This is a genomic window from Pseudomonas sp. NPDC087029, assembly GCF_044745345.1.
GTDB lineage: Bacteria > Pseudomonadota > Gammaproteobacteria > Pseudomonadales > Pseudomonadaceae > Aquipseudomonas > Aquipseudomonas faucium.
The window spans coordinates 309,072-330,985 of record NZ_JBIVAB010000001.1 but is presented as its reverse complement, the minus strand read 5'-3'; the positions used below and the strand labels follow the sequence as shown (position 1 = coordinate 330,985).

Here is a 21,914-nt window from a genome sequence, read left to right as displayed (position 1 = left end):
TGTTCGCCCATACTAGCCAGCCATGCCTGCGGGATCAGCCCGCATATCGGTCATTTGCCGGGCTTGCGCCGCTTGAGTGCGGCCTGCAAGGCCTGCAGCGTGGCATCCGACTTGCGCTCGGCCTCGTGCAGCTCCTGCTCCCAGACAGCCTTGCACGGCGCCAGGTCGGCATGCTCGCCGGCCTGCAGCAGCCATTGCAGGCGGTCATGCCAGCTGCCCAGGTCGCCCTGGGCCTTCTTCAGCAAGCCCTGCAGCTTGCTCCCCGCGTGGTCGAGTTGCGGATAGGCCTGGTCGCCGTAGCGCACGCGCTTGATCAGCAAGCGCAAGCGATGACGGTCGTGGGCGGGGTCCTGCAAGGCTTCATCGAGCTTGCGCCACTGCTTGACCAGGCGCTTGTCGACGCGCTTGCCCAACGACTTGGCCAGGCCCTCGCGCCCGGCGGCGCGCAGAAACAGCGGAAAAGCATCGAGGATGCCCAGCACCCGGCCCAGTTGAAGGCTTTTGGCCACGCCGGCAAAGGTTGCGGCGCGCCCTTGCAGGCGCCGCTGCCCCGGCTCGAGCAAACCGCGCGCAATCAGCTCGCCGGCAAGCACCTCGCGATCGCGCAAAGGTGTGGTCAGGGTGCCGAGTGCCTTCGCCGCCGCCTCGAGCTGCTCGACGCCTGGCAACCCGCGCAGCGGACGCAGCAGGCTGCGCAGGCGCCGCACGCCGATGCGCAGGTCGTGCAGTGCCTCGCTGTCGGTATCGGCAGCCAGGCGCTCGCGACAGGCCAGCAGGCGCACCTGCAAGGCCAGTACCTGGGCAACCACATGATCGAGCATGGCGGACATACGACGCTCCTCGGTCAGCGCCCGGCGCGCGACTCACGAATGTAGAAACGCGCCTTCTCGGCTTTGTTCGTGCAACCTTCGAAACCTTCGAACTGCTGCTGGGTCTTGGCCCCGGTCAGCAGCGACAACGCCTTGGAATAACTGACGGTACCGGCAAAGCCCTCGGCCTTGGCCAGGTCGAGCTCCTTCCAGGCGGCATCCAGCTGCGTCGCGCAGCTATCGCGGTAGGCCGTCTTGCCCGCACAGCCAGCCAGGGCCAGGGCAATCAGAGGAAGGGAAATCCAGGCTTTCATCAGGGGTACCTCAATGGTTGGAGTAAAGTGGCTGTTCGACGCTCGGGCACCCGAAAAGTGCCGCTTCCGGCAGGCATTGCCTAGAGTCTACATTGAAGCACAGGCAACGCTCGGTGCATTGTAGGACCATGGTTGCACAGCCTAAGGATCGATCATGAGCAAACGTGTAGCACTGGTGTTGGGGTCAGGTGGGGCTCGGGGTTACGCCCATATCGGCGTGATCGAGGAAATCGAACGGCGCGGCTACGACATTGCCTGTGTCGCCGGCTGCTCGATGGGCGCGGTGATCGGCGGCATCTATGCCGCGGGCAAGCTCGAGGAGTATCGCAACTGGATCGAGAGCCTGGACTACCTGGATGTGCTGCGCCTGGTCGACGTGAGCTTTCGCCTGGGCGCGATTCGCGGCGACAAGGTGTTCGGCCAGATCCGCAAGATCGTCGGCGAGATCAACATCGAGCAACTGCGCATCCCCTACACGGCGGTGGCCACCGACCTGACCCACCAGCAGGAAATCTGGTTCCAGGAAGGCTGCCTGCACCAGGCCATGCGTGCTTCGGCGGCGATTCCCAGCCTGTTCACCCCAGTGATGCAGGGCAACCGCATGCTGGTCGACGGCGGCATCCTCAACCCGCTGCCGATCGTGCCGGTGGTGTCCAGCCACTGCGACCTGATCATTGCGGTGAACCTCAACTCCACCAACCAGAAGCAGTACCAGCTGCCGGTGATCGAACGGCCGGCGGCGTTCAAGATGCGCTTCGATGCGCTGCTCAGCTCGCTCGGCTCGCGCCTGCCGTTCCGGCGCAAGCCCGCCGAGGAGCTGATCCGCATCGAGCAGGAGATCGTCGCCGAGGGCCTGGCGCCGCCAAGCCCGTGGCTGGCCGATGCGGCCGACCCTGAAGCCCAGCAACCGGCGGCGGCGCCGGAGCGCGAGGGGGCGCCGAAATCGGCCACGGGGTCGTTCATCATCGACAACGTCGGGCCGGCTTCGCTGCTGGACCTGATCAACCAGAGCTTCGAGGTGATGCAGACGTCGTTGGCGCAGTACAAGATCGCGGGGTACCCGCCCGATGTGCTGATCAACGTGCCCAAGCGGGTTTGCCGGTTCTTCGAGTTCTACAAGGCGCCGGAGCTGATTGCGCTGGGGCGGGAGATTGCGCGCGATACGCTGGACAACTATGAGGGGGAGAAGCGCTAGGCTTCGCTTGCCTGTGCCGGCCCTTTCGCGGGGCAAGCCCGCTCCCACAAATACCTCATCGGCCTGCAGGGCAATGGGGTACCTGTGGGAGGTACAAGCCACATAAAAAAAACGGGCCGCATCAAGCGGCCCGTTTTTTTACCGAACAGTCACTCAGTAGCGCGTGATGTCCGCTGTGCTTTCCAGCTGCTTGCGGTACGCCGCGAAGTCCTGCTGGCCCGCGCGCGAAGCGAGGTAGCGGCGAATCTGCTGTTTCTCTTCATCGCTGGCGGCCGCGCCTTCGTTGACGCCCTTGAGCTGCAGCACAACCAGGCTGCCATCGGCCAGGACCACGCTGCCGTATTCGGGCTTGTCCTTGGCTTGCGGCTTGGCCAGGCGGAACAGCGCCTGCAGCTCGGCGGGGTCGATACCGTCCTGGCCGCGGGTAACGGCTTCGAAGGCCTTCCAGTTCTGCCCATCGTGGCCAGCGGTGGCGGCGATGGAGCCGTCACGCAGGCCGGCGATCAGCTTGTCTGCCTTGGCCTTGAGTTCGGCAGTCGCCTTTTCCTTGGCCAGGTGCTCGCGGATGTTCTTGGCCACGGCTTCCAGCGGCATCTGCGCAGGCTTGCGGTGTTCCTTGACGCGCAGTACCACGGTGGTTTCCGGATCCAGCTCGATGGCGGTGCTGTTGGCAGCCTCCTCCAGCACTTCTTCGGAGAATGCCGCCTGGATCACGCCACGGTTGGCCGTGATGCCTTCACCACCCTCACGGCCGAACGGCGCCGAGGTGTGCACCTTGAGGTTCAGGTCCTGGGCCGGCTGGGCCAGGTCTGCAGCCTCGTAGGCAGCGTCCTGCAGTTGCTTGCTGGCATCGACATAGCGTTGCTCGACCAGCGGCATCTTCAGGTCATGGGTCAGCTTGTCCTTCAGGCTGGCGAAGCTCGGTACTTCCGGCGCCTGCTTGCCCAGCAGCTTGATTAGGTGGTAGCCGAAGTCGGTGCGCACCGGGGCCGACACCTGGCCGTCGTTGAGCTTGTACAGGGCCGTTTCGAACGCCGGGTCATATACACCCGGGCCTGCGAAACCAAGGTCACCACCGTTGTTGGCGGAACCTGGGTCCTGGGAGAACTCCTTGGCCAACTTGGCGAAGTCTTCACCCTTGGCCAGGCGTTGCTCGACCTCTTCGATGCGGGCCTTGGCCTGGGCATCGGTGACCTTGTCGTTGACCTCGATGAGGATGTGCGCGGCATGGCGCTGCTCGGCGAGGTTGGCGATTTCCTTCTCGTACTGGGCCTTGAGCTCTTCGTCAGTGACCTTGACCAGGTCGAAGAACGCCGACTTCTTCAGCTCGATGTAGTCGATGACCACCTGGTCGGGAGTCATGAACTCCTTGGCGTGCTGGTCATAGTGCGCCTTGACCTCTTCGTCGCTGACCTTGACCGCTGCCGGGTCGGCCTTGAAGGTCAGGGAAGCGAAGTCGCGGGTCTGGTTTTCCAGGCGGGCAAAGGCATCGACCTGCTGGTCGGTGACGAAGCTGCTGCCGGCGATGCCGGTGCGCAGCTGGCCAATCAGCATTTCCTCGGCAAGCATGTCGCGGAACTGCATGCGGCCGTAGCCCATCTGGCGAATGACCTGGTCGAAGCGGTCGGCGTTGAATTTGCCATCGACCTGGAACTCGGGGGTCTGCAGGATCACTTGATCCAGCTCGGCCTCGGAGAAAGCGAACTTGGCGTCTTCGGCGCCCTGCAACAGCAGCTTGCGCTCGATCAGCCCTTTGAGTGCGGCATCACGCAGCAGCTTCTCGTCCAGCAGTGCCGGGTCGAAATCCTTGCCCAACTGTTGCACGAGCTGGCGGCGCTGCATGTCGGCCGCTTGGCTCAGCTCATTGAGGCTGATGGTGTGCCCGTTCACCTTGGCGGCGTCCTGGCTATGGGTGGTGGCCTTGAAAATGGCATCGAAGCCGGTCAACGCCATCAGCACGACGATGAGGCCGATGATGGTCTTGGCAATCCAACCTTGTGAATTGTCCCTGATATTTTGCAGCATGCGTCCCCCAGAAACGGCTGTACCACTGCGTCGACAACCGCGGAGCGTGGGTAGAATCCTGATAAAAGAAAGGCGCATCCGAGGATGCGCCTTTTCTTAGCAAACGTGTCAGGCGGGAACGTTTGCGGCCCGCCGTCAGCGTGCTCGGACCTGGCCAGGCCGGGTCCGGCTGAAAGAGACGACTTAGTTAACGGCGTCTTTCAGGCCTTTGCCAGCCTTGAAGCCTGGAACCTTGGCAGCCTCGATCTTGATGGCCTTGCCGGTTTGCGGGTTGCGGCCGGTGCGCTCAGCGCGCTCTTTGACCGAGAAAGTGCCGAAGCCAACCAGGACGACGTCGTCGCCTGCTTTCAGGGCACCGGTCACGGAGTCGATCACAGCATCCAGAGCCTTGCCTGCGGCAGCCTTGGAAATGTCAGCCGATGCAGCGATAGCGTCAATCAGTTCCGACTTGTTCACTCTAAGTCCCCTTATTTCTCTATTGAGTTTGTTTCTAAGTATGTAATGAAAAGCTTATGAAACGTGCGCTGGGTGGCTTGTTGACAATAGCGTGCCGCTTTATAGCAAGGCCCCGAAAAAACTGTCAAGGAAAGCCCCCCAAGCAAAAACTACTAATGCGTGCTGATTCTTTCCTTAGCATCGCCGTCGCGCTTTTCATCTTTCGCGACAATCTCAGGAGCCACATCTGGCAAGGGCTCCGGGGCGTATTGCAGCGCAATTTGCAGGACTTCGTCAATCCATTTGACCGGTTTGATCTGAAGATCCTGTTTGATATTTTCCGGAATTTCCTTCAGATCGCGAACATTCTCCTCGGGAATGATCACCGTCTTGATTCCACCGCGGTGGGCTGCCAGCAGTTTTTCCTTCAGCCCGCCGATCGCCAGAACCTGGCCACGCAGGGTGATTTCGCCGGTCATGGCAACGTCGGCACGCACCGGAATCTGGGTCAGCGCCGAGACCAGCGCGGTGCACATGCCAATACCGGCACTCGGGCCGTCCTTGGGCGTGGCGCCTTCGGGCATGTGGATGTGCACGTCGTGCTTCTCGTGGAAGTCGGCCGCGATGCCCAGGCTGCGGGCACGGCTACGGACCACGGTTTGCGCGGCAGTGATGGATTCGACCATGACGTCGCCGAGCGAGCCGGTCTTGATCAACTGGCCCTTGCCGGGGATCACCACCGACTCGATGGTCAGCAGTTCGCCGCCCACCTGCGTCCACGCAAGGCCCGTGACCTGGCCGATCTGGTCCTGCTGCTCGGCCAGGCCGTAGCGGAACTTGCGAATGCCGAGCAGGTGCTCGAGCTGCTCGCTGGTGACCTTGACCTTCACCTGCTTCTGCCCGGTGTGCTCCTTGACCACCTTGCGGCACACCTTGGCGATCTGCCGCTCGAGGCCCCGCACGCCCGCTTCACGGGTGTAGTAACGGATGATGTCGCGAATCGCCGAGACGTCGATCTCCAGCTCTTCCTTCTTCAAGCCGTTGGCCTTGACCTGCTTGGGCGTCAGGTACTTGACCGCGATGTTGATCTTCTCGTCCTCGGTGTAGCCCGGCAGGCGGATGACTTCCATGCGGTCGAGCAGCGCCGGCGGAATGTTCATCGAGTTCGAGGTGCACAGGAACATCACGTCCGAGAGGTCGTAATCGACTTCCAGGTAGTGGTCGTTGAAATTGTGGTTTTGCTCGGGGTCGAGCACTTCCAGCAGCGCCGAGGCCGGGTCGCCACGCATGTCGCTGCCCATCTTGTCGATCTCGTCGAGCAGGAACAGCGGGTTGCGTACACCCACCTTGGTCATCTTCTGGATCAGGCGGCCCGGCATCGAACCGATGTAGGTCCGACGGTGGCCACGGATTTCGGCCTCGTCACGCACGCCACCCAGGGCCATGCGCACGAACTTGCGGTTGGTCGCGGCAGCGATCGACTCGGCCAGGGAGGTCTTGCCGACGCCAGGCGGGCCGACCAGGCACAGTACCGGGCCACGGATCTTCTTCACGCGCTTCTGCACCGCGAGGTACTCGAGAATGCGTTCCTTGACCTCTTCCAGGCCATAGTGGTCGGCATCGAGGATTTCCTCGGCCTTGGCCAGGTCCAGGCGGACCTTGCTCTGGGCCTTCCACGGCACCTGCACGAGCCAGTCGAGGTAGGAGCGCACCACGGTGGCCTCGGCCGACATCGGCGACATCTGCTTGAGCTTGTTCAGCTCGGCCTGGGCCTTGGCCAGGGCGTCCTTGGGCAGGCCAGCGGCTTCGATGCGCTTTTTCAGCTCTTCGACTTCGTTGTGGCCTTCGTCGCCATCGCCGAGCTCTTTCTGAATGGCCTTCATCTGCTCATTCAGGTAGTACTCGCGCTGGCTGCGCTCCATCTGCTTCTTGACCCGGCCGCGGATGCGCTTTTCCACCTGCAGCAGGTCGATTTCGGCGTCGAGCAGGGCCAGCACGTGTTCGACGCGCGTGGTCAGGTCGACGATCTCGAGGATCTCTTGCTTCTGCTCGATCTTCAGCGCCATGTGCGCGGCCATGGTGTCGACCAGGCGCCCAGGCTCTTCGATGCTGTTCAGCGACGACAGCACTTCGGCCGGGACTTTCTTGCCCAGCTGCACGTACTGCTCGAACTGCGACAGCAAGGTGCGCACGAACACTTCCGACTCGCGCTCGGCGGCGTCGGTTTCGTCGATCAGGGATACTTCGGCACGGATGTGCCCTTCTACTTCGCTGAACCGCTCGACGGCACCGCGCTGCTCACCCTCGACCAGCACCTTGACGGTGCCATCGGGCAGCTTCAGCAGTTGCAGAACGGTGGCGACGGTACCGACGCGGTACAGGGCGTCTTCGCCCGGGTCGTCGTCGGCTGGGTTCTTCTGGGCCAGCAGGAGGATCTGCTTCTCGCCCGTCATCGCCGCCTCGAGGGCTTCGATGGACTTTTCACGCCCCACGAACAGCGGGATGACCATGTGCGGGTAAACAACGACATCGCGCAATGGCAAAAGAGGCAAGTCGAGGGTGGTCTTCATGATTTCGCCTCTACAGCGGCCTTATGGCCGGAAACCGGTGGAAATGATGCTTGGACCTAATGTGGGGGCACGCCTGGGAAATTACAAGCGCTTGTATAGGAAAAGCAGAAAGGGGCCCGTAGGCCCCTTCTGCTTGCTACCGCCACCTGCCAATCGCCTGAATCAGGCGTCAGGCGCGGCCTTGGCTTGCGGCTCGCTGTTCTCGTAGATGAGCAGCGGCTGCGACGTGCCTTCGATGACGCTCTCGTCGATCACCACCTTGCTGACTTCCTTCTGCGAAGGAATTTCGTACATGGTGTCGAGCAGCACGCCTTCGAGGATCGAACGCAGGCCACGGGCGCCAGTCTTGCGCTCCAGGGCCTTGCGGGCGACGGCCTTGAGGGCGTCACTGCGGAACTCGAGGTCCACGCTTTCCATCTCGAACAGCTTGGCGTACTGCTTGGTCAGGGCGTTCTTCGGCTCGGTGAGGATTTGCATCAGCGCCGCCTCATCCAGCTCGTCGAGGGTCGCCAGCACCGGCAGACGGCCGACGAACTCGGGGATCAGGCCAAACTTGACCAGATCGTCCGGTTCGACTTCGCGCAGCGATTCGCCGACCTTCTTGCCTTCTTCCTTGCTGCGTACTTCGGCGCCAAAACCGATGCCACCTTTGGTGGAGCGGTTCTGGATGACCTTTTCCAGGCCGGAGAAGGCGCCACCGCAAATGAACAGGATATTGCGGGTATCAACCTGCAGGAATTCCTGTTGCGGGTGCTTGCGGCCACCTTGCGGCGGCACGGAAGCCACGGTGCCTTCGATCAGCTTCAGCAACGCCTGCTGCACGCCTTCGCCCGAAACGTCACGGGTGATCGACGGGTTGTCCGACTTGCGCGAGATCTTGTCGATTTCGTCGATGTAGACAATGCCCATCTGGGCCTTTTCCACGTCGTAGTCGCACTTCTGCAGCAGTTTCTGAATGATGTTCTCGACGTCCTCACCCACATAACCGGCTTCGGTCAGGGTGGTGGCGTCGGCAATGGTAAACGGTACGTTCAGCAGACGAGCAAGGGTTTCGGCGAGCAGGGTCTTGCCCGAGCCGGTAGGCCCGATGAGCAGGATGTTGCTCTTGCCGAGTTCGACTTCGTCGCCCTTCTTGTCACGCTGGTTCAGGCGCTTGTAGTGGTTGTACACCGCTACCGACAGCACCTTCTTGGCGCGCTCCTGACCAATGACGTACTGGTCCAGGATGCCGCTGATTTCTTTCGGCGAAGGCAATTTGTGCGCGCTGCTCTCGGCCTGGGCTTCCTGCACCTCCTCACGGATGATGTCGTTGCACAGGTCGACGCACTCGTCGCAGATAAATACCGAGGGCCCGGCAATCAGTTTGCGCACTTCGTGCTGGCTTTTGCCGCAGAAGGAGCAATAAAGCAATTTGCCGCTGTCCTCGCCGTTACGGGTGTCAGTCATTCGATCGATCCAATCCGGTAGGCTTGAAACACAAGATGAAGGCAATTGCGGGCTTTTTCAAGTCCGCAGGTAGGCGCTTTCGGCACCTACCTGCTCTGGCACCTGAGGTCAGGATGCCAGTTGCCGCTTGTCGTAGACCGAGTCGATCAGACCGTACTCGGCCGCGCGCGAGGCGCTCATGAAGTTGTCACGCTCGGTATCGCGCTTGATGGTCTCGAGGTCCTGGCCGGTGTGGTAGGCCAGCAGCTCGTTCAGGCGCGCCTTGATGTTGAGGATTTCCTGGGCGTGGATCTCGATGTCGGTCGCCTGGCCCTGGAAGCCGCCCAGCGGCTGGTGGATCATCACGCGCGAGTTCGGCAGGCAGTGGCGCTTGCCCTTGGCACCAGCGGCCAAGAGGAAGGCGCCCATGCTGCAGGCCTGGCCGATGCAGATGGTCGAGACGTCTGGCTTGATGAACTGCATGGTGTCGTAGATCGACATGCCAGCTGTCACCGAGCCGCCTGGGGAGTTGATGTACAGATGGATATCCTTGTCCGGGTTTTCCGCTTCAAGGAACAGCAGCTGCGCCACTACCAGGTTGGCCATGTAGTCCTCTACCGGGCCAACCAGGAAGATCACTCGCTCCTTCAACAGGCGCGAGTAGATGTCGTAGGCACGTTCGCCACGGGCGGACTGCTCGATAACCATCGGGACCAGGCCGCCTGCGGCCTGGATGTCAGAGCTCTGCTGAATATAAGAATTGCGGGACATGTCCTGCGCTCACTCCCAAATAGTCATGGCTTGAATACGCACAAGCCAGCGCGAAGGCTGGCTTGTGGGGGTTTCCTACGAGTGACGCGTATTACTCAGCTTCGGCAGGCGCCTGTGCTGGCTTTACGGCATCTTCGTACGAGACCGACTTGTCGGTCACAGTCGCTTTCTGCAGAACAGTATCTACAACTTGTTCTTCCAGCACAACCGAACGGACTTCGTTCAGTTGCTGGTCGTTCTTGTAGTACCAGGCGATGACCTGCTCAGGCTCCTGGTAGGCCGAGGCCATCTCTTCGATCATCTCGCGAACCTTGGCGTCGTCCGGCTTGAGCTCGAACTGCTTGACCACCTCGGCAACGATCAGGCCCAGCACCACGCGGCGCTTGGCTTGCTCTTCGAACAGCTCGGCCGGCAGTTGCTCAGGCTTGATGTTGCCACCGAACTGCTGAACGGCCTGCACGCGCAGACGGTTGACTTCGTTTTCCAGCAGGGCCTTCGGCACTTCGATCGGGTTGGCGGCCAGCAGACCGTCCATGACCTGGTTCTTGACCTTGGTCTTGATCGCCTGGCGCAGCTCACGCTCCATGTTCTTGCGAACTTCGGTGCGGAAGCCTTCCAGGGTGGTTTCCTTGATGCCGAACTGGGCGAAGAATTCTTCGTTCAGTTCTGGCAGCTGAGGAGCCGACACGCTGTTGACGGTGATGGTGAACTCGGCGGCTTTGCCAGCCAGGTCCAGGTTCTGGTAGTCCTCAGGGAAGGTCACGTTGACAACGCGCTCTTCGCCCGCCTTGGCGCCTACCAGGCCATCTTCGAAGCCTGGGATCATGCGGCCGGAGCCCAGTACCAGCTGGGTGCCCTTGGCCGAACCACCGGCGAAGGCTTCGCCGTCGATCTTGCCGACGAAGTCGATGTTGACCTGGTCGTCTTTCTCGGCAGCGCGCTCAACGGCTTCGAAGCGCACGTTCTGCTTGCGCAGCACTTCCAGCATGTTGTCCAGGTCGGCGTCGGCCACTTCGGCGCTCAGGCGCTCGACGTTGATCGACTCAAGGCCAGCAACGGTGAACTCAGGGAACACTTCGAAGATGGCGACGAATTCCAGGTCCTTGCCCTTTTCGAAGGACTTCGGCTCAACGGCAGGTGCGCCAGCCGGGTTCAGCTTCTGCTCGACGATGGCTTCGTAGAAGGAAGCCTGGACCAGGTCACCGAACGCCTCTTGACGGGCATCGGCTTCGAAACGCTGGCGGATCACGCTCATCGGCACTTTGCCTGGGCGGAAGCCCGCGACTTTGGCGCGCTTGGCAGTCTGCTGCAGACGCTTGTTGACTTCGTTCTCGACGCGCTCGGCCGGAACGGCGATGGTCATGCGGCGCTCGAGAGCGGAAGTGTTTTCAACAGAAACTTGCATGGATATTCCTCGTTGCACAGACGTTAGCCGGCGATAGCCCGACTCCAGAATCAAGGGCAAGCATTCTAGTGAGTCACGCAGCAGAAGTCACCCCACCCGGGACGACGGGAAACTACGCCGGTCGATTAGCTTGCAAGGCCCGCACGGCGTGCCGCCAGGCCCGTTCATATCAGGGGGCTGCACAGCGCCTTTTGGCACCACGCCGCCGAAATAACTTGTCAAACAACCACAGCCTCGGAAAACACCCTTATTCGGGGTCGATTTCGTTGAACTGGCAGTACTCTTCCCAGGCCATGCCCAGCGCCTCGGCCACTTCGCGATGGGTTTCCAGGCGCATGGCCTGGAGCTGCTCGGGGCTTTCGGCAATCAGTTGCAGCGCCAGCTCCCAGGGCTGGATGCCCTGCTCATCGGCGGCATCCTCGAAGGCCCACTCGATCTGCTGGGCCTGCTCGCGCGCATCGAGCTCGCGGATTTCTTCGAGCAGTTGCGGGTTCGCCTCGGCGAATCGCTGCAGCGCCAGGGCCTGGCGGGCTTCTTTGGCAATCATGGGTAATCCTCTACCGGCATACGGGCCGGGGTTTCAACCGGCTGAAATCTATCAGCTTTTATTGGGGTGTCACCAGAGGATTACAAGGGCCGCATGCATTCTTGCCAGCCAATAGCATATTCCTACGCAAGCGAAGTGCGCCTGGTGCCAGAGCACACCCCTGCCCACTCCTAATCAGCCATCCGGCAAAAAGCAAAAGGGCAGCTCATGGGCTGCCCTTTTTACCGCCATGCCCTCAACAACTTGAAAGCACGCGCTTATATCAGATGGTGCGGACGAAGAGACTCGAACTCTTACAGCTTGCGCCGCTGGAACCTAAATCCAGTGTGTCTACCAATTTCACCACGTCCGCGCAACGCAGAAAAAACAAAGGCGCCCGATTATACAATCAAGGCGCCTTCGAAGAATATGGGGTGGACGATGGGAATCGAACCCACGACAACTGGAATCACAATCCAGCGCTCTACCAACTGAGCTACGCCCACCATATTGCGGTGTTGCTATGTTGCGGTACTGCCTACAGAAGCATGGTGCGGACGAAGAGACTCGAACTCTTACAGCTTGCGCCGCTGGAACCTAAATCCAGTGTGTCTACCAATTTCACCACGTCCGCGTAGCGCTTAAAACAAAGGCGCCAGATCTGCATCAAGGCGCCTCTGAAGAATATGGGGTGGACGATGGGAATCGAACCCACGACAACTGGAATCACAATCCAGCGCTCTACCAACTGAGCTACGCCCACCATATCGCTATACAGCCTTACTTGCTTGCCCAAGCTGCCTAATGGCGCACCCGGCAGGACTCGAACCTGCGACCATCCGCTTAGAAGGCGGATGCTCTATCCAGCTGAGCTACGGGCGCATAAGCTAAAAGCCTAACCGAACGAGTTACAAACCACCCATTCTGCCCGACTCTGCCAACCAGTGCTAGGCTGTGCCCGACAAGTGCGGCGAATCTTATAGGCGAGCCGTAGGAGCGTCAACACCTTTCTCAAAAAAATTTAAATTATTTAAGGGGTTAGGGGATTTGCCCGACCACCCGCCTTTGCCCTCGGGCCATGTCGTGCGAGAATGCGCCCTCTTTATTGTTCCTTTCTCGATGGTTAATCACGCGTCTATGACTGCACACCTAATCGATGGCAAGGCGATCGCCGCCAACCTGCGCAAAGAGATCGCTCAACGTGTCGAGGAGCGTCGCCAGCAAGGCCTGCGCACGCCGGGCCTGGCGGTGATCCTGGTCGGCACCGACCCTGCCTCCCAAGTCTACGTTTCGCACAAGCGCAAGGACTGCGAAGAGGTCGGCTTCATTTCGCAAGCCTTCGACCTGCCCAGCGATACCACGCAGCAAGCCCTGACCGAGCTGATCGACCGCCTCAACGACGACCCGGCCGTCGACGGCATCCTCCTGCAGCTGCCGCTGCCGGCGCACCTGGACGCCTCGCTGCTGCTCGAACGCATCCGCCCGGACAAGGACGTCGATGGCTTCCACCCCTACAACATCGGCCGCCTGGCCCAGCGCATCCCGCTGCTGCGCCCCTGCACGCCAAAAGGCATCATGACCCTGCTGCAAAGCACCGGCCAGGACCTGTACGGCATGGACGCGGTCATCGTCGGCGCGTCCAACATCGTCGGCCGGCCGATGGCCATGGAGCTGCTGCTGGCCGGCTGCACCGTGACCGTCTGCCACCGCTTCACCAAGGACCTGGCAGGCCACGTCGGTCGGGCCGACCTGGTCGTCGTGGCCGCCGGCAAGCCGGGCCTGGTCAAGGGTGAGTGGATCAAGCAAGGCGCCATCGTCGTCGACGTGGGCATCAACCGCCAGGACGACGGCAAGCTGGTGGGTGATGTGGTCTACGAGACTGCCCTGCCCCGCGCCGGCTGGATCACCCCGGTGCCGGGCGGCGTCGGGCCGATGACCCGCGCCTGCCTGCTCGAGAACACGCTGTACGCAGCAGAAGAGCTGCACAAGTAACATGGCGTGAAATGAAAACGGCACCTCAGGCAGGTGCCGTTTTTTTTGCCTGCACGCACGGCAATCCTGGCACTGCCAGGCAACACAGCCGATTCGGCTGCCACGGCCTTGAAATCAGCCGGTCCCGCTGCCCCGCCTCCCTGTTTCAGCCAGCCTTGGCTCCGCGCCCGCGGGACAATAGCCCTGCGCCCACTCTGAGAGCGCTGCTGCAGGGAGACCCCCATGACCCGCTATATCGACGTGCAAGACATCGCCCGCCTGGTCAACCGCAAGGGCCTGGCCACCTGCCTGATGGAAATGGCCGAATACATCCGCCAGGACTACCTGCGCTGGCCAGCCTTCGAGAAATGCGCGCGGGTGGCCAACCACTCGCCCGAGGGGGTGATCGAGCTGATGCCGGTTGCGGACGCCAACCTGTACGCCTTCAAATACGTCAACGGCCACCCGAAGAACACCCGCGTAGGCCTGCCCACGGTCATGGCCTTCGGCACCCTGAGCGAAGTGCGCTCCGGCGCGCCGCTGCTGCTCAGCGAAATGACCCTGACCACCGCGATCCGCACCGCCGCCACCTCGGCCCTGGCGGCGCGCTACCTGGCACGGGAAGAAAGCCGCAGCATGGCGCTGATCGGCAATGGTTCGCAAAGCGAGTTCCAGGCCATCGCCTTCAAGACGATGCTGGGCATCGATGAAATCCGCCTGTACGACACCGACCCCAAGGCCACGGCGAAACTGGTGGCCAACCTGGCCGGCCGGCCCGGGCTGAAGCTGATCGTCGCCCACTCCGTCGCCGAAGCCGTACGCGGCGCCGACATCGTCACCACGGTCACCGCCGACAAGCGCAACGCCACGATCCTGACCCCGGACATGATCGAGCCCGGCATGCACCTCAATGCCGTGGGCGGCGACTGCCCCGGCAAGACCGAACTGCACCGCGACATCGTCGAGCGCGCACGGGTGGTCGTGGAGTACGAGCCACAAAGCCGCGTCGAAGGCGAAATCCAGCAGATGCCCGCCGGCTCGCCGGTGACCGAGTTCTGGCAGGTGCTGGCAGGCAAGGCCCCGGGCCGCGAGCACGCCGCGCAAGTGACCCTGTTCGACTCGGTAGGCTTTGCCCTGGAGGACTACTCGGCGCTGCGCTACGTGCTGGACACCGCGCGGGCCTTGAACATCGGCCAGGGCATCGCGCTGGTGCCCTCGCTGGAAAACCCCAAAGACCTGTATGCGCTGCTCCAGCCCCGGGTGGTGGGCATTCGCACCACGCCCAAGGCCGGTAGCGCATGCGCCTGATTGACCAGGGGCTGCACGCCAGCCCCTTTTTGCCTAACCTGTGCATGCCCCTTCGACAAAGAAGCCGACGTGCATGGACACCCAGGACACCCCACCGCCGCTGGACCGCATCGACCACGCCATCCTCGATGTGCTGCGCGTGGATGGCCGCATCACCTTCGAAAAGCTCTCCAGCCTGGTCCACCTCACCCCGCGCCCGTGCCTTGAGCGCGTGCGCAAGCTGGAGCGGCGCGGCGTGATTCGTGGCTACGGCGCAATCATCGACCCGCACAAGGTCGCCCCGGGCCTGTCGCTGCTGGTGCTGGTGGCCCTGTCCAACCAGCGCGGGCGCGTCGCGCAGAAGGCCTTCGAGGCCGCCATGCGCGCCTGCCCGCAGGTGCACGAGTGCCACTTGATCAGCGGCCATTTCGACTACAGCCTGCAGCTGCACTGCCGCGACATGGAGCATTACCGGGTGCTCAGCGAAAGCTGGATGAACACCGAAGCCCTGCACATCGACAAGCTGGTCGCCCACCCGCACCTGGCCGTGGTGAAAAGCAGCGCAGGTACTGTCGACGGGTAGTGCCTATCTACCCGCGCTCCTGCCATCGGCATCGCTAGCCTCCCTGCTCCCCCCCTCCCCGCAGGAGCAGACGATGACGCATGCACATCACACCCACCTCGCCCTCATCCAACGCCAGATCCCCGACTGGCTGCGGCAAGCCAGCCCAGAGCAGCGCGCCGAACTGGCGCTGCTGATCCGCGACAGCCAGCAACAGACGCAGCGCCTGAAGCTGGCCCTGGCGCCCTTGCAGCCGATCGATGCCTTCTGCAAACCGCTGCTGGAACACGCGCTGGCACGCTGGTTCCCGCAAACGCCCGTGGCGAGCCTGCTCCAGGCGCAGGTGTCGTTTACCGGTGACGCCCCGCGCAAGCACCTGTCGATGCTCGAAGCCGCCCTGCAAAATGCCGAAGCCGACACCCCTGCCAAACTGCGCGCAGCCGACTTCAGCCCATTGGCGCTGGATACCGCGACCCTGGTCCGGGGTATCCGCAACCTGGACCTGGGCCAGCGCTACCGCGCTCACCTGGGCGATATCGTCGATAACGACGCTTTTCGTGCCCTGCTCGAAAAGCAGGACCGCAGTGCGTTGCGCGCCGAACTGGCGATGGCCACCCTGCGCGGGCATCTCGACAGCCACGGCCAGGCGCTGGCACAGGCAGTGCTGGAAGACCAGGCGCAGATCACCCGCGAAAGCGGCAGCCGCGTTGTCCAGCGCCAGTTCATCACCCTGTTCGGCACGCCGCTCAATGGCCCGCTGGTCATTCAGTTGCAGGACCCGAGCGCAGACGAAAGCTGCCTGCTGTACCTGCCCGGCGACCCACAAGGCGCGCTGCGCCAGCATGCCTCGCTGGGCGAACTGCGAGCCGCGCTCACCGACCGCCTGGCCGACCATGACTTCCGTGCCTTCTTCATCCGCCACGTCCCCCTGCCGGAGCAGGCCGGGTTCCTCCAACGCCTGCGCGAAACCCTTTACCCCCACTACCCCTACGCCGAACTGCACCCCACCCCGCCGGTGCTGGACAAGGGCGACAGGTTCAGCTGGCTCAGGCGCGCCTTCCCCGGCCCGCGTGACATCTGGCAGGAAACCCGCGACAAGAACGCCAGGCTGCCACTGGGCCTGGAGCAGTGGCCAGGTGACTGCTTCAAGGCGCGCGCACGCACGCAGGTGGAGCGCAAGTTCATCGATGCCGCCAGCATTGCCGTACCCGTCGCTCAACTGGACGCCAGCGCACTACTGGCGCGCCTGGAAAGCTGGCTGGGCGCCGGGCTGACGGTGCTCAACCTGGCCAGCTTCTTCGTGCCAGGCCTTGCCGAATTGATGCTGGTGGTGGGTGGCGCGCAGATCGTCGACGAATTCCTCGATGGCGTTCACGCCGCCAACGCGCACGACAGCGACGCGGCCATCGCCCACCTGTTCGGCGTGATCGAGAGCCTGGTGCAGTTCGCCGCGCTGGGCGCCGTGGAAGCACTGAGCGTACCCGCAGGCCCACTGCAGGGTTGGCATCTGGTCGACAGCGAGGCCGGCACTCGGCTGTGGCACGGCGACCTTGCACCCTTCCACCGCGAAGCACCAGGGCAACTGACCGTGCGCGCCGATGGCCTGCATCAGGGGCAAGGGCGAACCTGGCTGAAAACGCCCACCCACAACTACCCGCTGGAGCAGGCCGGCAATGGCGGCCGTCGCCTGGCCGCAGCGCCAGGGCAGCGCGTGCGGCCGAGCTTGCAGGGCATGGAGCCCGGGCCGTGGATCTTCGCCCATGAACAACCGCTGCACTGGGATCGCGCACAGCTGTTGCAACGCCTGGCCAACAGCGCAAGTGATATGGACACGCCTGCACTGCAGCGCGCCTTGCAATGCAGCGGCTACGACGAAGCGGTGCTGCGCCGGGTCATGGTCGATCGCGAACCCGCCCCGGCATTGCTGCTCGACGCCCTGGAGATGCTTGGCGGCCAGGTCCCGCCTGCGCCCGCGCGGGTAGCCCAGGGCGAGTTGCTGGCGCGGGACTTCCCCTCGCTCAGTGCCCGGGCACAAGCCGAGCTGCTGGCCCAGGCACGCCCCGCCGACCTGCTGCAGATGCAACGCACCCAGCGCCTGCCCCTGCAACTGGGCGAGTCCGCCCGCCTGTACCTGAGGGAAGCCCGGATCAACCGCGCCCTGGCCCGCTTGCACCAGCCCGGCGGCCCGGTCGAAGATCGCGACGCCCTGGTGTTCGGCGCCCTCGCGCAGTTGCCCGGCTGGACGGGCGAGGTTCGCATCGAACTGCGCGAAGGTTCGGTTTCCGGCCGGCTGCTGCAGGCCTGCGGCCCGGAGGCGCTGCCGGCGAAACGCATCGTTCGCAGCGAAAAAGGGTACGAGCCGCTCAATGAGCAAGGCGAGGCCCTGGCCAACCGGGCGGACATCTTCCAGGCGCTGCTCAATGCCCTGCCCGACAGCGAACGCACCGCACTCGGCCTGCAGATCCATGAGCCCGACGCGCTCAAGGATGCCCTGCTCGGCCTGCTCGCCATCGATCGCACCTCGGCGGCGCGGCACCTGGGCATGCAGCCGCTGCGCCCCTGGTACCGTTTGCCACGGCGGCTGCCCGGCGGCCAGGTCGGTTATCCCTTGAGCGGGCGCGGCCTGGGCTGGGTCAGCGAAGACGAACTGTTCAACCGGCTGTTCCCCTCCACCGAGCCACAAGCGCACCAGGCGCTGCGCCAACGCCTGCTCCAGGAGGCTGGAGGGCAACCATTGAGCGCATTGCTCGAACGCCTAAGGGGCGAGTACCTGCAGCTCGAAAGCACCCTTCAGCTGTGGATCCATGACCCGCATGTCGCCAACGGCACCTCGCTGGAGGCGCAGCGCGCAGTGCGCGGTGAAGCGGCCAGGCGCCTGCGCATGGCCTGGCGCCGCGAATCGACCCATGCTGCCAGCAGGGTCGACCATGTGATCCTCGAGCTCGATGGCCACAACCTGGGGCAGTTGCCCACCCTGCCGGCACCGATGCCCCATGTGCGGCAGCTGCGGATCACCTACCTGTCCGGCTCAGCGGTTGACAGCCTGGATGATTTCCTTGGCGCCTTCTCCAACCTGCAGACCCTGGACCTTGAGTACAACACGCTGGAAGCCATCCCGCCCTCGATCGGGCAGATGGATGCCCTGCAGAGCCTGGACCTGTCGAGCAACAGCGTGGACCTGGCCGAGGCTGCCAACCTCGAGCTGCTGGCCGGGCGGCGCAACCTGCGGCGGCTGAACCTGGGCAACGCGCTCGACGATCTCACGGTAGCCGCGCTGGAGCGGCTGGCGAGCCTGCCGTCGCTGACTACCCTGGCCATCGACAACAATGGCCTGAACCTCACCACCGAGCACTTCGAGGCGTTGCAGCGCTGGCCGTCGCTGATCGACCTGAGCATGACCAGCAACGACACCACCCTGAGCGAAGAAAGCCGGGCCGCACTCGCCCGCCTGAACCGCCTGCAGACCCTGTTCCTCGGCGAAAACCCGCTGGACCTGGCACCCGATGTCAGCGGCTGGCACCAGTTGCAGGCCCTGGACCTGCAGCAAACCGGCATAGACGTATGGCCCACCGGCCTCACCGAGCTGATGAACCAGCGCCCGCTGCAACTGCACAGCCTGGACCTCAGCGAGAACGAGCTCACCGAAGTTCCTGACCTTCAGGGCAGCGCGTTCGCCGAGGCGGTGCATGGGGCCGAGCCACGTGCCTCTTTCGACTTCGACAACAACCCATTCACCGAGCAAGCCCACCAGCGCCTGGCCGATGCCGGGTTGCCCGCGCTCGGCGACGTCGAGGTCGAAATCCCCTGGTACATCGACTGGCCTGACGAATTGCAGGAGCACCACGCGATGACCGCCGACGACCCCTCATGGCAGCCGCTCTACCAGTTGTTCGAGCGGCTGATCCTGACAGCCGACTACCAGAGCCAGCCAGGCCTCGTGCGCACCCGCATGCAGCACGTGCTGCGCACGCTCAGCGAGAACCCCGGCGAAGCAGCCGAGGGAGGATGGGGCCGGGCGCAGTTGCACGAGCAGGTAATGGAGGCGATCGACGATGCCACCCAGGGCTGCGTCGATCAGGCCAGCCTGCTGTTCCAGCAGATCGAAACCGACGTGATGCTGTGGGACGCGGTCAACACCGCGGCACCCGGCACGCACAGCGAGCAGGTGGCCCTGAACAGTGCTGCCGGCCTGCTGCGCCAGCAGCGCCTCGACGAGCGCATCGGCGACCTGTTCAATGCCCGCGTGGCCCGGCGCCGGGCACTGGCGCAAGCGGCTGATGCGCAAGCACGTGAAGCTGCCCCAGCGCTGGACGCCGACGACGACCTCAACGACGTTGCACTGACCGAGCCGGACTACAACGTCGACGAAATCGAAATGGCCCTGCACGCGCGCATGCAGCTACGCGGGCCGCTCGGGCTACCGCCGCAACCGCAGGTGATTCGCTTCGACTACCTGGCACGCCTGAGCCCGGCGACCGTCAACCGCCTGGGCGCTGGCGTAAACGCGCAGGTGGACGCCGCCCTGTTCAGCCAATGGGCATGCGACCAGCGCTTCTGGCAGCAGTGGCTGCGCCGCCTGCGTGCCGGGGAATTCCAAGCGCTGGCCAGGGAATGGGAGGCGGCAAGCGAGTACCACAGCGAACTGACCGAGCCCACGCAGAGCCTGGGGGACTACACCGGGCCACGCGTACCGGCGGCCTACATCGATGCACTGGAGCGCGAACTGGGCCACATCGACGGCCTGCAGTGGCGCCAGGGCGGCGCCTTGCAGCGGGTCGACCTGGTGTCCGGGCGCCATGCCGATGAAAGCGCCATCTACCAGCGGGCCAGCGAGCTGCTGCTCAGCACCCGCAAGGCAGCCGAAGACGCGCTGCTGCGCAGCCTGACCGAGGCCATGGCCAGCACCCTCACCTGAACCGGCTAGGCATCCTGCCATTCGCTGGGTTGCCGATAACCCGCCACCCACGGCACCACCTGGGTGGCGGGCATCGGTGGGGCAATGCAGTAGCCCTGCGCCAGTTCGCAGCCCAGCGCCATCAGCACCCGCCCATGCTCGACACTTTCCAGCCCTTCGGCCACCACCTCGCGGCCGAAGGCCCGCGCCAGGCCGATCACCGCGCCGGTCAGGGCCAGGTCGTCCTGGTCGTGGAGGATGTCGCGCACGAACGACTTGTCGATCTTGATGGTCTGGGTCGGCAGCCGCTTGAGGTAGCTCAACGACGAGTAGCCGGTGCCGAAATCATCCAGGGAAAACCGCACGCCCAGCGCCTGGCAGGCCTCCAGGCAGCGGCTGACATGCTGCAAGTTGTCGATCGCCACCGACTCGACGATCTCCAGGTCCAACCGGGCTGGGTCAACATGCGGATAGGCCGCCAGCAACTGTTTCAGCCGTTCGACGAAATCGCCACGCTGCAAATGCCGCGCCGCGATGTTCACGCTCAGCGACCAGGGTTTGCCCAGCCGCTGCCAGGCCAGCAGGCGCTGCAAGGCCTGCGCGATCACCCACTCGCCGATCTCGACGATCAGGTCGGTCTGCTCCACCAGCGGCAGGAACTCGCCGGGCAATACCAGCTCGCCCGAGGGGCGCTGCCAGCGCAGCAGTGCCTCGAAGCCCAGCACCTGGCCGGTGCGCAGGTTGACCTTGGGTTGATAGTGCAGGCTCAGCTCGCGGTTGCGCAGCGCCCAGCGCACCCGCGCCACGGTCTGGTGGGTGGCCTTGAGCTCGAGCTCCTCGGACACGTCGAACACCTGGTAGCGATTGCGCCCGCGCTGCTTGGCCACGTACATGGCCTGGTCGGCATGGCGCACCAGGGTGTCGGCGTCCTCGTCATCCTGGGGGAACAAGGTCACGCCGATACTGGCGCTCAAGGTCAGGCGCTGCTCGCGGATCACATAGGGCGCGGCCAGCGCCCGCAACACCCGCTGCAGGGCCATATGCAACTGCTGGGGGTTGTCGACGTGGCGCAGGATCAGCACGAATTCGTCGCCCGACAGCCGCGCCACGGCATCGCCGCCACGCAGGATGCCCTTCAGGCGCTGCGCCACTTCCACCAGCAGCAGGTCGCCGGCGGCGTGCCCGTAGCCATCGTTGACCGCCTTGAAGCCGTCCAGGTCGAGCATGCACACCGCCAGCGCAATATCTTCCCGGCGCGAGAAGGCCAAGGCCTGGTTGAGCAAGTCGGACAGGTAGGCGCGGTTGGGCAGGCCGGTGAGCACATCGTGCCCCACCCGCCACTGCAAGGTGTGCAGCAACTGGCGCTTCTCGGTCACATCGAAGCGGATCGACACATACTTGCGCACCTTGCCGCTGGCCGGGTCCACCAGCGGCACCATGGTGCTGTCGACCCAGTACAACGAGCCGTCCTTGGCGCGGTTGCAGATCTCGCCCTTCCACACCCTGCCCGCCGCCAGCGCCCGCCACATGCCGAGGAAGAACTCCGGCTCGTGCAGGCCCGAATTGAGAATGCGGTGGTTGGCCCCCAGCAGCTCCTCGCGGCTGTAGCCGGAGATGCTGCAGAACTGCTGGTTGACGTAGGTGATACGCCCGCGCAGGTCGGTTTCGGAAAAGATCGCGGCCGCGTCCACGGCCGCACGGTAGTTATCGTCCATAAGCATCCTG

General features: G+C 63.7%; 15 protein-coding genes and 5 tRNA genes. 5 read left to right on the top strand and 15 right to left on the bottom strand.

What is annotated here, in order from left to right; all coding sequences use genetic code 11:
* Positions 1 to 50 precede the first annotated feature (50 nt).
* Both ACIPG5_RS01505 and ACIPG5_RS01500 read right to left on the bottom strand, forming a co-directional pair.
* On the bottom strand, positions 51 to 830 hold the full coding sequence (locus tag ACIPG5_RS01505) for a CHAD domain-containing protein (protein WP_401372978.1): 780 nt from the start codon (positions 828 to 830) through the stop codon (positions 51 to 53).
* A gap of 14 nt (positions 831 to 844) precedes the next feature.
* Positions 845 to 1,123, bottom strand: a complete 279-nt coding sequence (locus tag ACIPG5_RS01500; protein WP_176512093.1) for a hypothetical protein — start codon at positions 1,121 to 1,123, stop codon at positions 845 to 847.
* Between the two features lie 154 nt (positions 1,124 to 1,277).
* Between ACIPG5_RS01500 and ACIPG5_RS01495 the strand changes: the two genes are divergently transcribed.
* The gene (locus ACIPG5_RS01495; RefSeq protein WP_236237250.1) at positions 1,278 to 2,318 is read left to right on the top strand and encodes a patatin-like phospholipase family protein; all 1,041 of its coding nucleotides are present in this window, start codon (positions 1,278 to 1,280) and stop codon (positions 2,316 to 2,318) included.
* A 153-nt stretch (positions 2,319 to 2,471) separates the two neighbouring features.
* Here ACIPG5_RS01495 and ACIPG5_RS01490 read toward each other — a convergent pair whose 3' ends face one another.
* The 12 genes from ACIPG5_RS01490 to ACIPG5_RS01435 form a co-directional block, all read right to left on the bottom strand.
* Positions 2,472 to 4,343 carry a SurA N-terminal domain-containing protein gene (locus tag ACIPG5_RS01490; RefSeq protein ID WP_401372975.1) on the bottom strand — a complete coding sequence of 624 codons (1,872 nt, stop codon included), beginning with the start codon at positions 4,341 to 4,343 and terminating at the stop codon, positions 2,472 to 2,474.
* A gap of 183 nt (positions 4,344 to 4,526) precedes the next feature.
* The gene (hupB, locus tag ACIPG5_RS01485) at positions 4,527 to 4,799 is read right to left on the bottom strand and encodes a nucleoid-associated protein HU-beta (protein ID WP_176512096.1); all 273 of its coding nucleotides are present in this window, start codon (positions 4,797 to 4,799) and stop codon (positions 4,527 to 4,529) included.
* 152 nt (positions 4,800 to 4,951) lie between these two features.
* Positions 4,952 to 7,348, bottom strand: coding sequence for an endopeptidase La (lon, locus tag ACIPG5_RS01480; RefSeq protein ID WP_176512097.1), 2,397 nt, complete (start codon positions 7,346 to 7,348; stop codon positions 4,952 to 4,954).
* A 162-nt stretch (positions 7,349 to 7,510) separates the two neighbouring features.
* Complete coding sequence (gene clpX, locus ACIPG5_RS01475) at positions 7,511 to 8,794, bottom strand: ATP-dependent Clp protease ATP-binding subunit ClpX (protein WP_176512098.1); 1,284 nt, start codon at positions 8,792 to 8,794, stop codon at positions 7,511 to 7,513.
* A gap of 108 nt (positions 8,795 to 8,902) precedes the next feature.
* Positions 8,903 to 9,544 carry an ATP-dependent Clp endopeptidase proteolytic subunit ClpP gene (gene clpP, locus ACIPG5_RS01470; protein WP_003259400.1) on the bottom strand — a complete coding sequence of 214 codons (642 nt, stop codon included), beginning with the start codon at positions 9,542 to 9,544 and terminating at the stop codon, positions 8,903 to 8,905.
* 91 nt (positions 9,545 to 9,635) lie between these two features.
* Positions 9,636 to 10,949: a trigger factor gene (gene tig / locus ACIPG5_RS01465; protein WP_236237248.1), complete on the bottom strand. Its 1,314-nt coding sequence runs from the start codon at positions 10,947 to 10,949 to the stop codon at positions 9,636 to 9,638.
* 247 nt (positions 10,950 to 11,196) lie between these two features.
* Positions 11,197 to 11,496 (bottom strand): DUF6388 family protein, encoded by a 300-nt coding sequence (locus tag ACIPG5_RS01460; protein WP_039603708.1) that lies wholly within the window; start codon positions 11,494 to 11,496, stop codon positions 11,197 to 11,199.
* 267 nt (positions 11,497 to 11,763) lie between these two features.
* Positions 11,764 to 11,848, bottom strand: a tRNA-Leu gene (locus ACIPG5_RS01455).
* A gap of 57 nt (positions 11,849 to 11,905) precedes the next feature.
* Positions 11,906 to 11,981: transfer RNA gene (locus tag ACIPG5_RS01450), tRNA-His, on the bottom strand.
* Positions 11,982 to 12,024: 43 nt separating this feature from the next.
* Positions 12,025 to 12,109, bottom strand: a tRNA-Leu gene (locus tag ACIPG5_RS01445).
* A 53-nt stretch (positions 12,110 to 12,162) separates the two neighbouring features.
* Positions 12,163 to 12,238 (bottom strand) — tRNA-His (locus ACIPG5_RS01440).
* A 42-nt stretch (positions 12,239 to 12,280) separates the two neighbouring features.
* A tRNA-Arg gene (locus tag ACIPG5_RS01435) sits at positions 12,281 to 12,357 on the bottom strand.
* A gap of 255 nt (positions 12,358 to 12,612) precedes the next feature.
* Here ACIPG5_RS01435 and folD point away from each other — a divergent pair.
* The 4 genes from folD (at position 12,613) to ACIPG5_RS01415 (ending at position 20,210) form a co-directional block, all read left to right on the top strand.
* Positions 12,613 to 13,467 (top strand): bifunctional methylenetetrahydrofolate dehydrogenase/methenyltetrahydrofolate cyclohydrolase FolD, encoded by an 855-nt coding sequence (gene folD, locus ACIPG5_RS01430; protein ID WP_176512100.1) that lies wholly within the window; start codon positions 12,613 to 12,615, stop codon positions 13,465 to 13,467.
* A 222-nt stretch (positions 13,468 to 13,689) separates the two neighbouring features.
* On the top strand, positions 13,690 to 14,754 hold the full coding sequence (locus tag ACIPG5_RS01425; protein WP_401372971.1) for an ornithine cyclodeaminase: 1,065 nt from the start codon (positions 13,690 to 13,692) through the stop codon (positions 14,752 to 14,754).
* A 73-nt stretch (positions 14,755 to 14,827) separates the two neighbouring features.
* Entirely contained in the window at positions 14,828 to 15,316 is a 489-nt protein-coding gene (locus ACIPG5_RS01420; protein ID WP_176512102.1) for an Lrp/AsnC family transcriptional regulator, read from the top strand.
* 73 nt (positions 15,317 to 15,389) lie between these two features.
* Positions 15,390 to 20,210 (top strand): dermonecrotic toxin domain-containing protein, encoded by a 4,821-nt coding sequence (locus ACIPG5_RS01415; protein WP_401372968.1) that lies wholly within the window; start codon positions 15,390 to 15,392, stop codon positions 20,208 to 20,210.
* 5 nt (positions 20,211 to 20,215) lie between these two features.
* Here ACIPG5_RS01415 and ACIPG5_RS01410 read toward each other — a convergent pair whose 3' ends face one another.
* Positions 20,216 to 21,904, bottom strand: a complete 1,689-nt coding sequence (locus ACIPG5_RS01410) for a bifunctional diguanylate cyclase/phosphodiesterase (protein ID WP_176512104.1) — start codon at positions 21,902 to 21,904, stop codon at positions 20,216 to 20,218.
* Between the last annotated feature and the right edge of the window lie 10 nt (positions 21,905 to 21,914).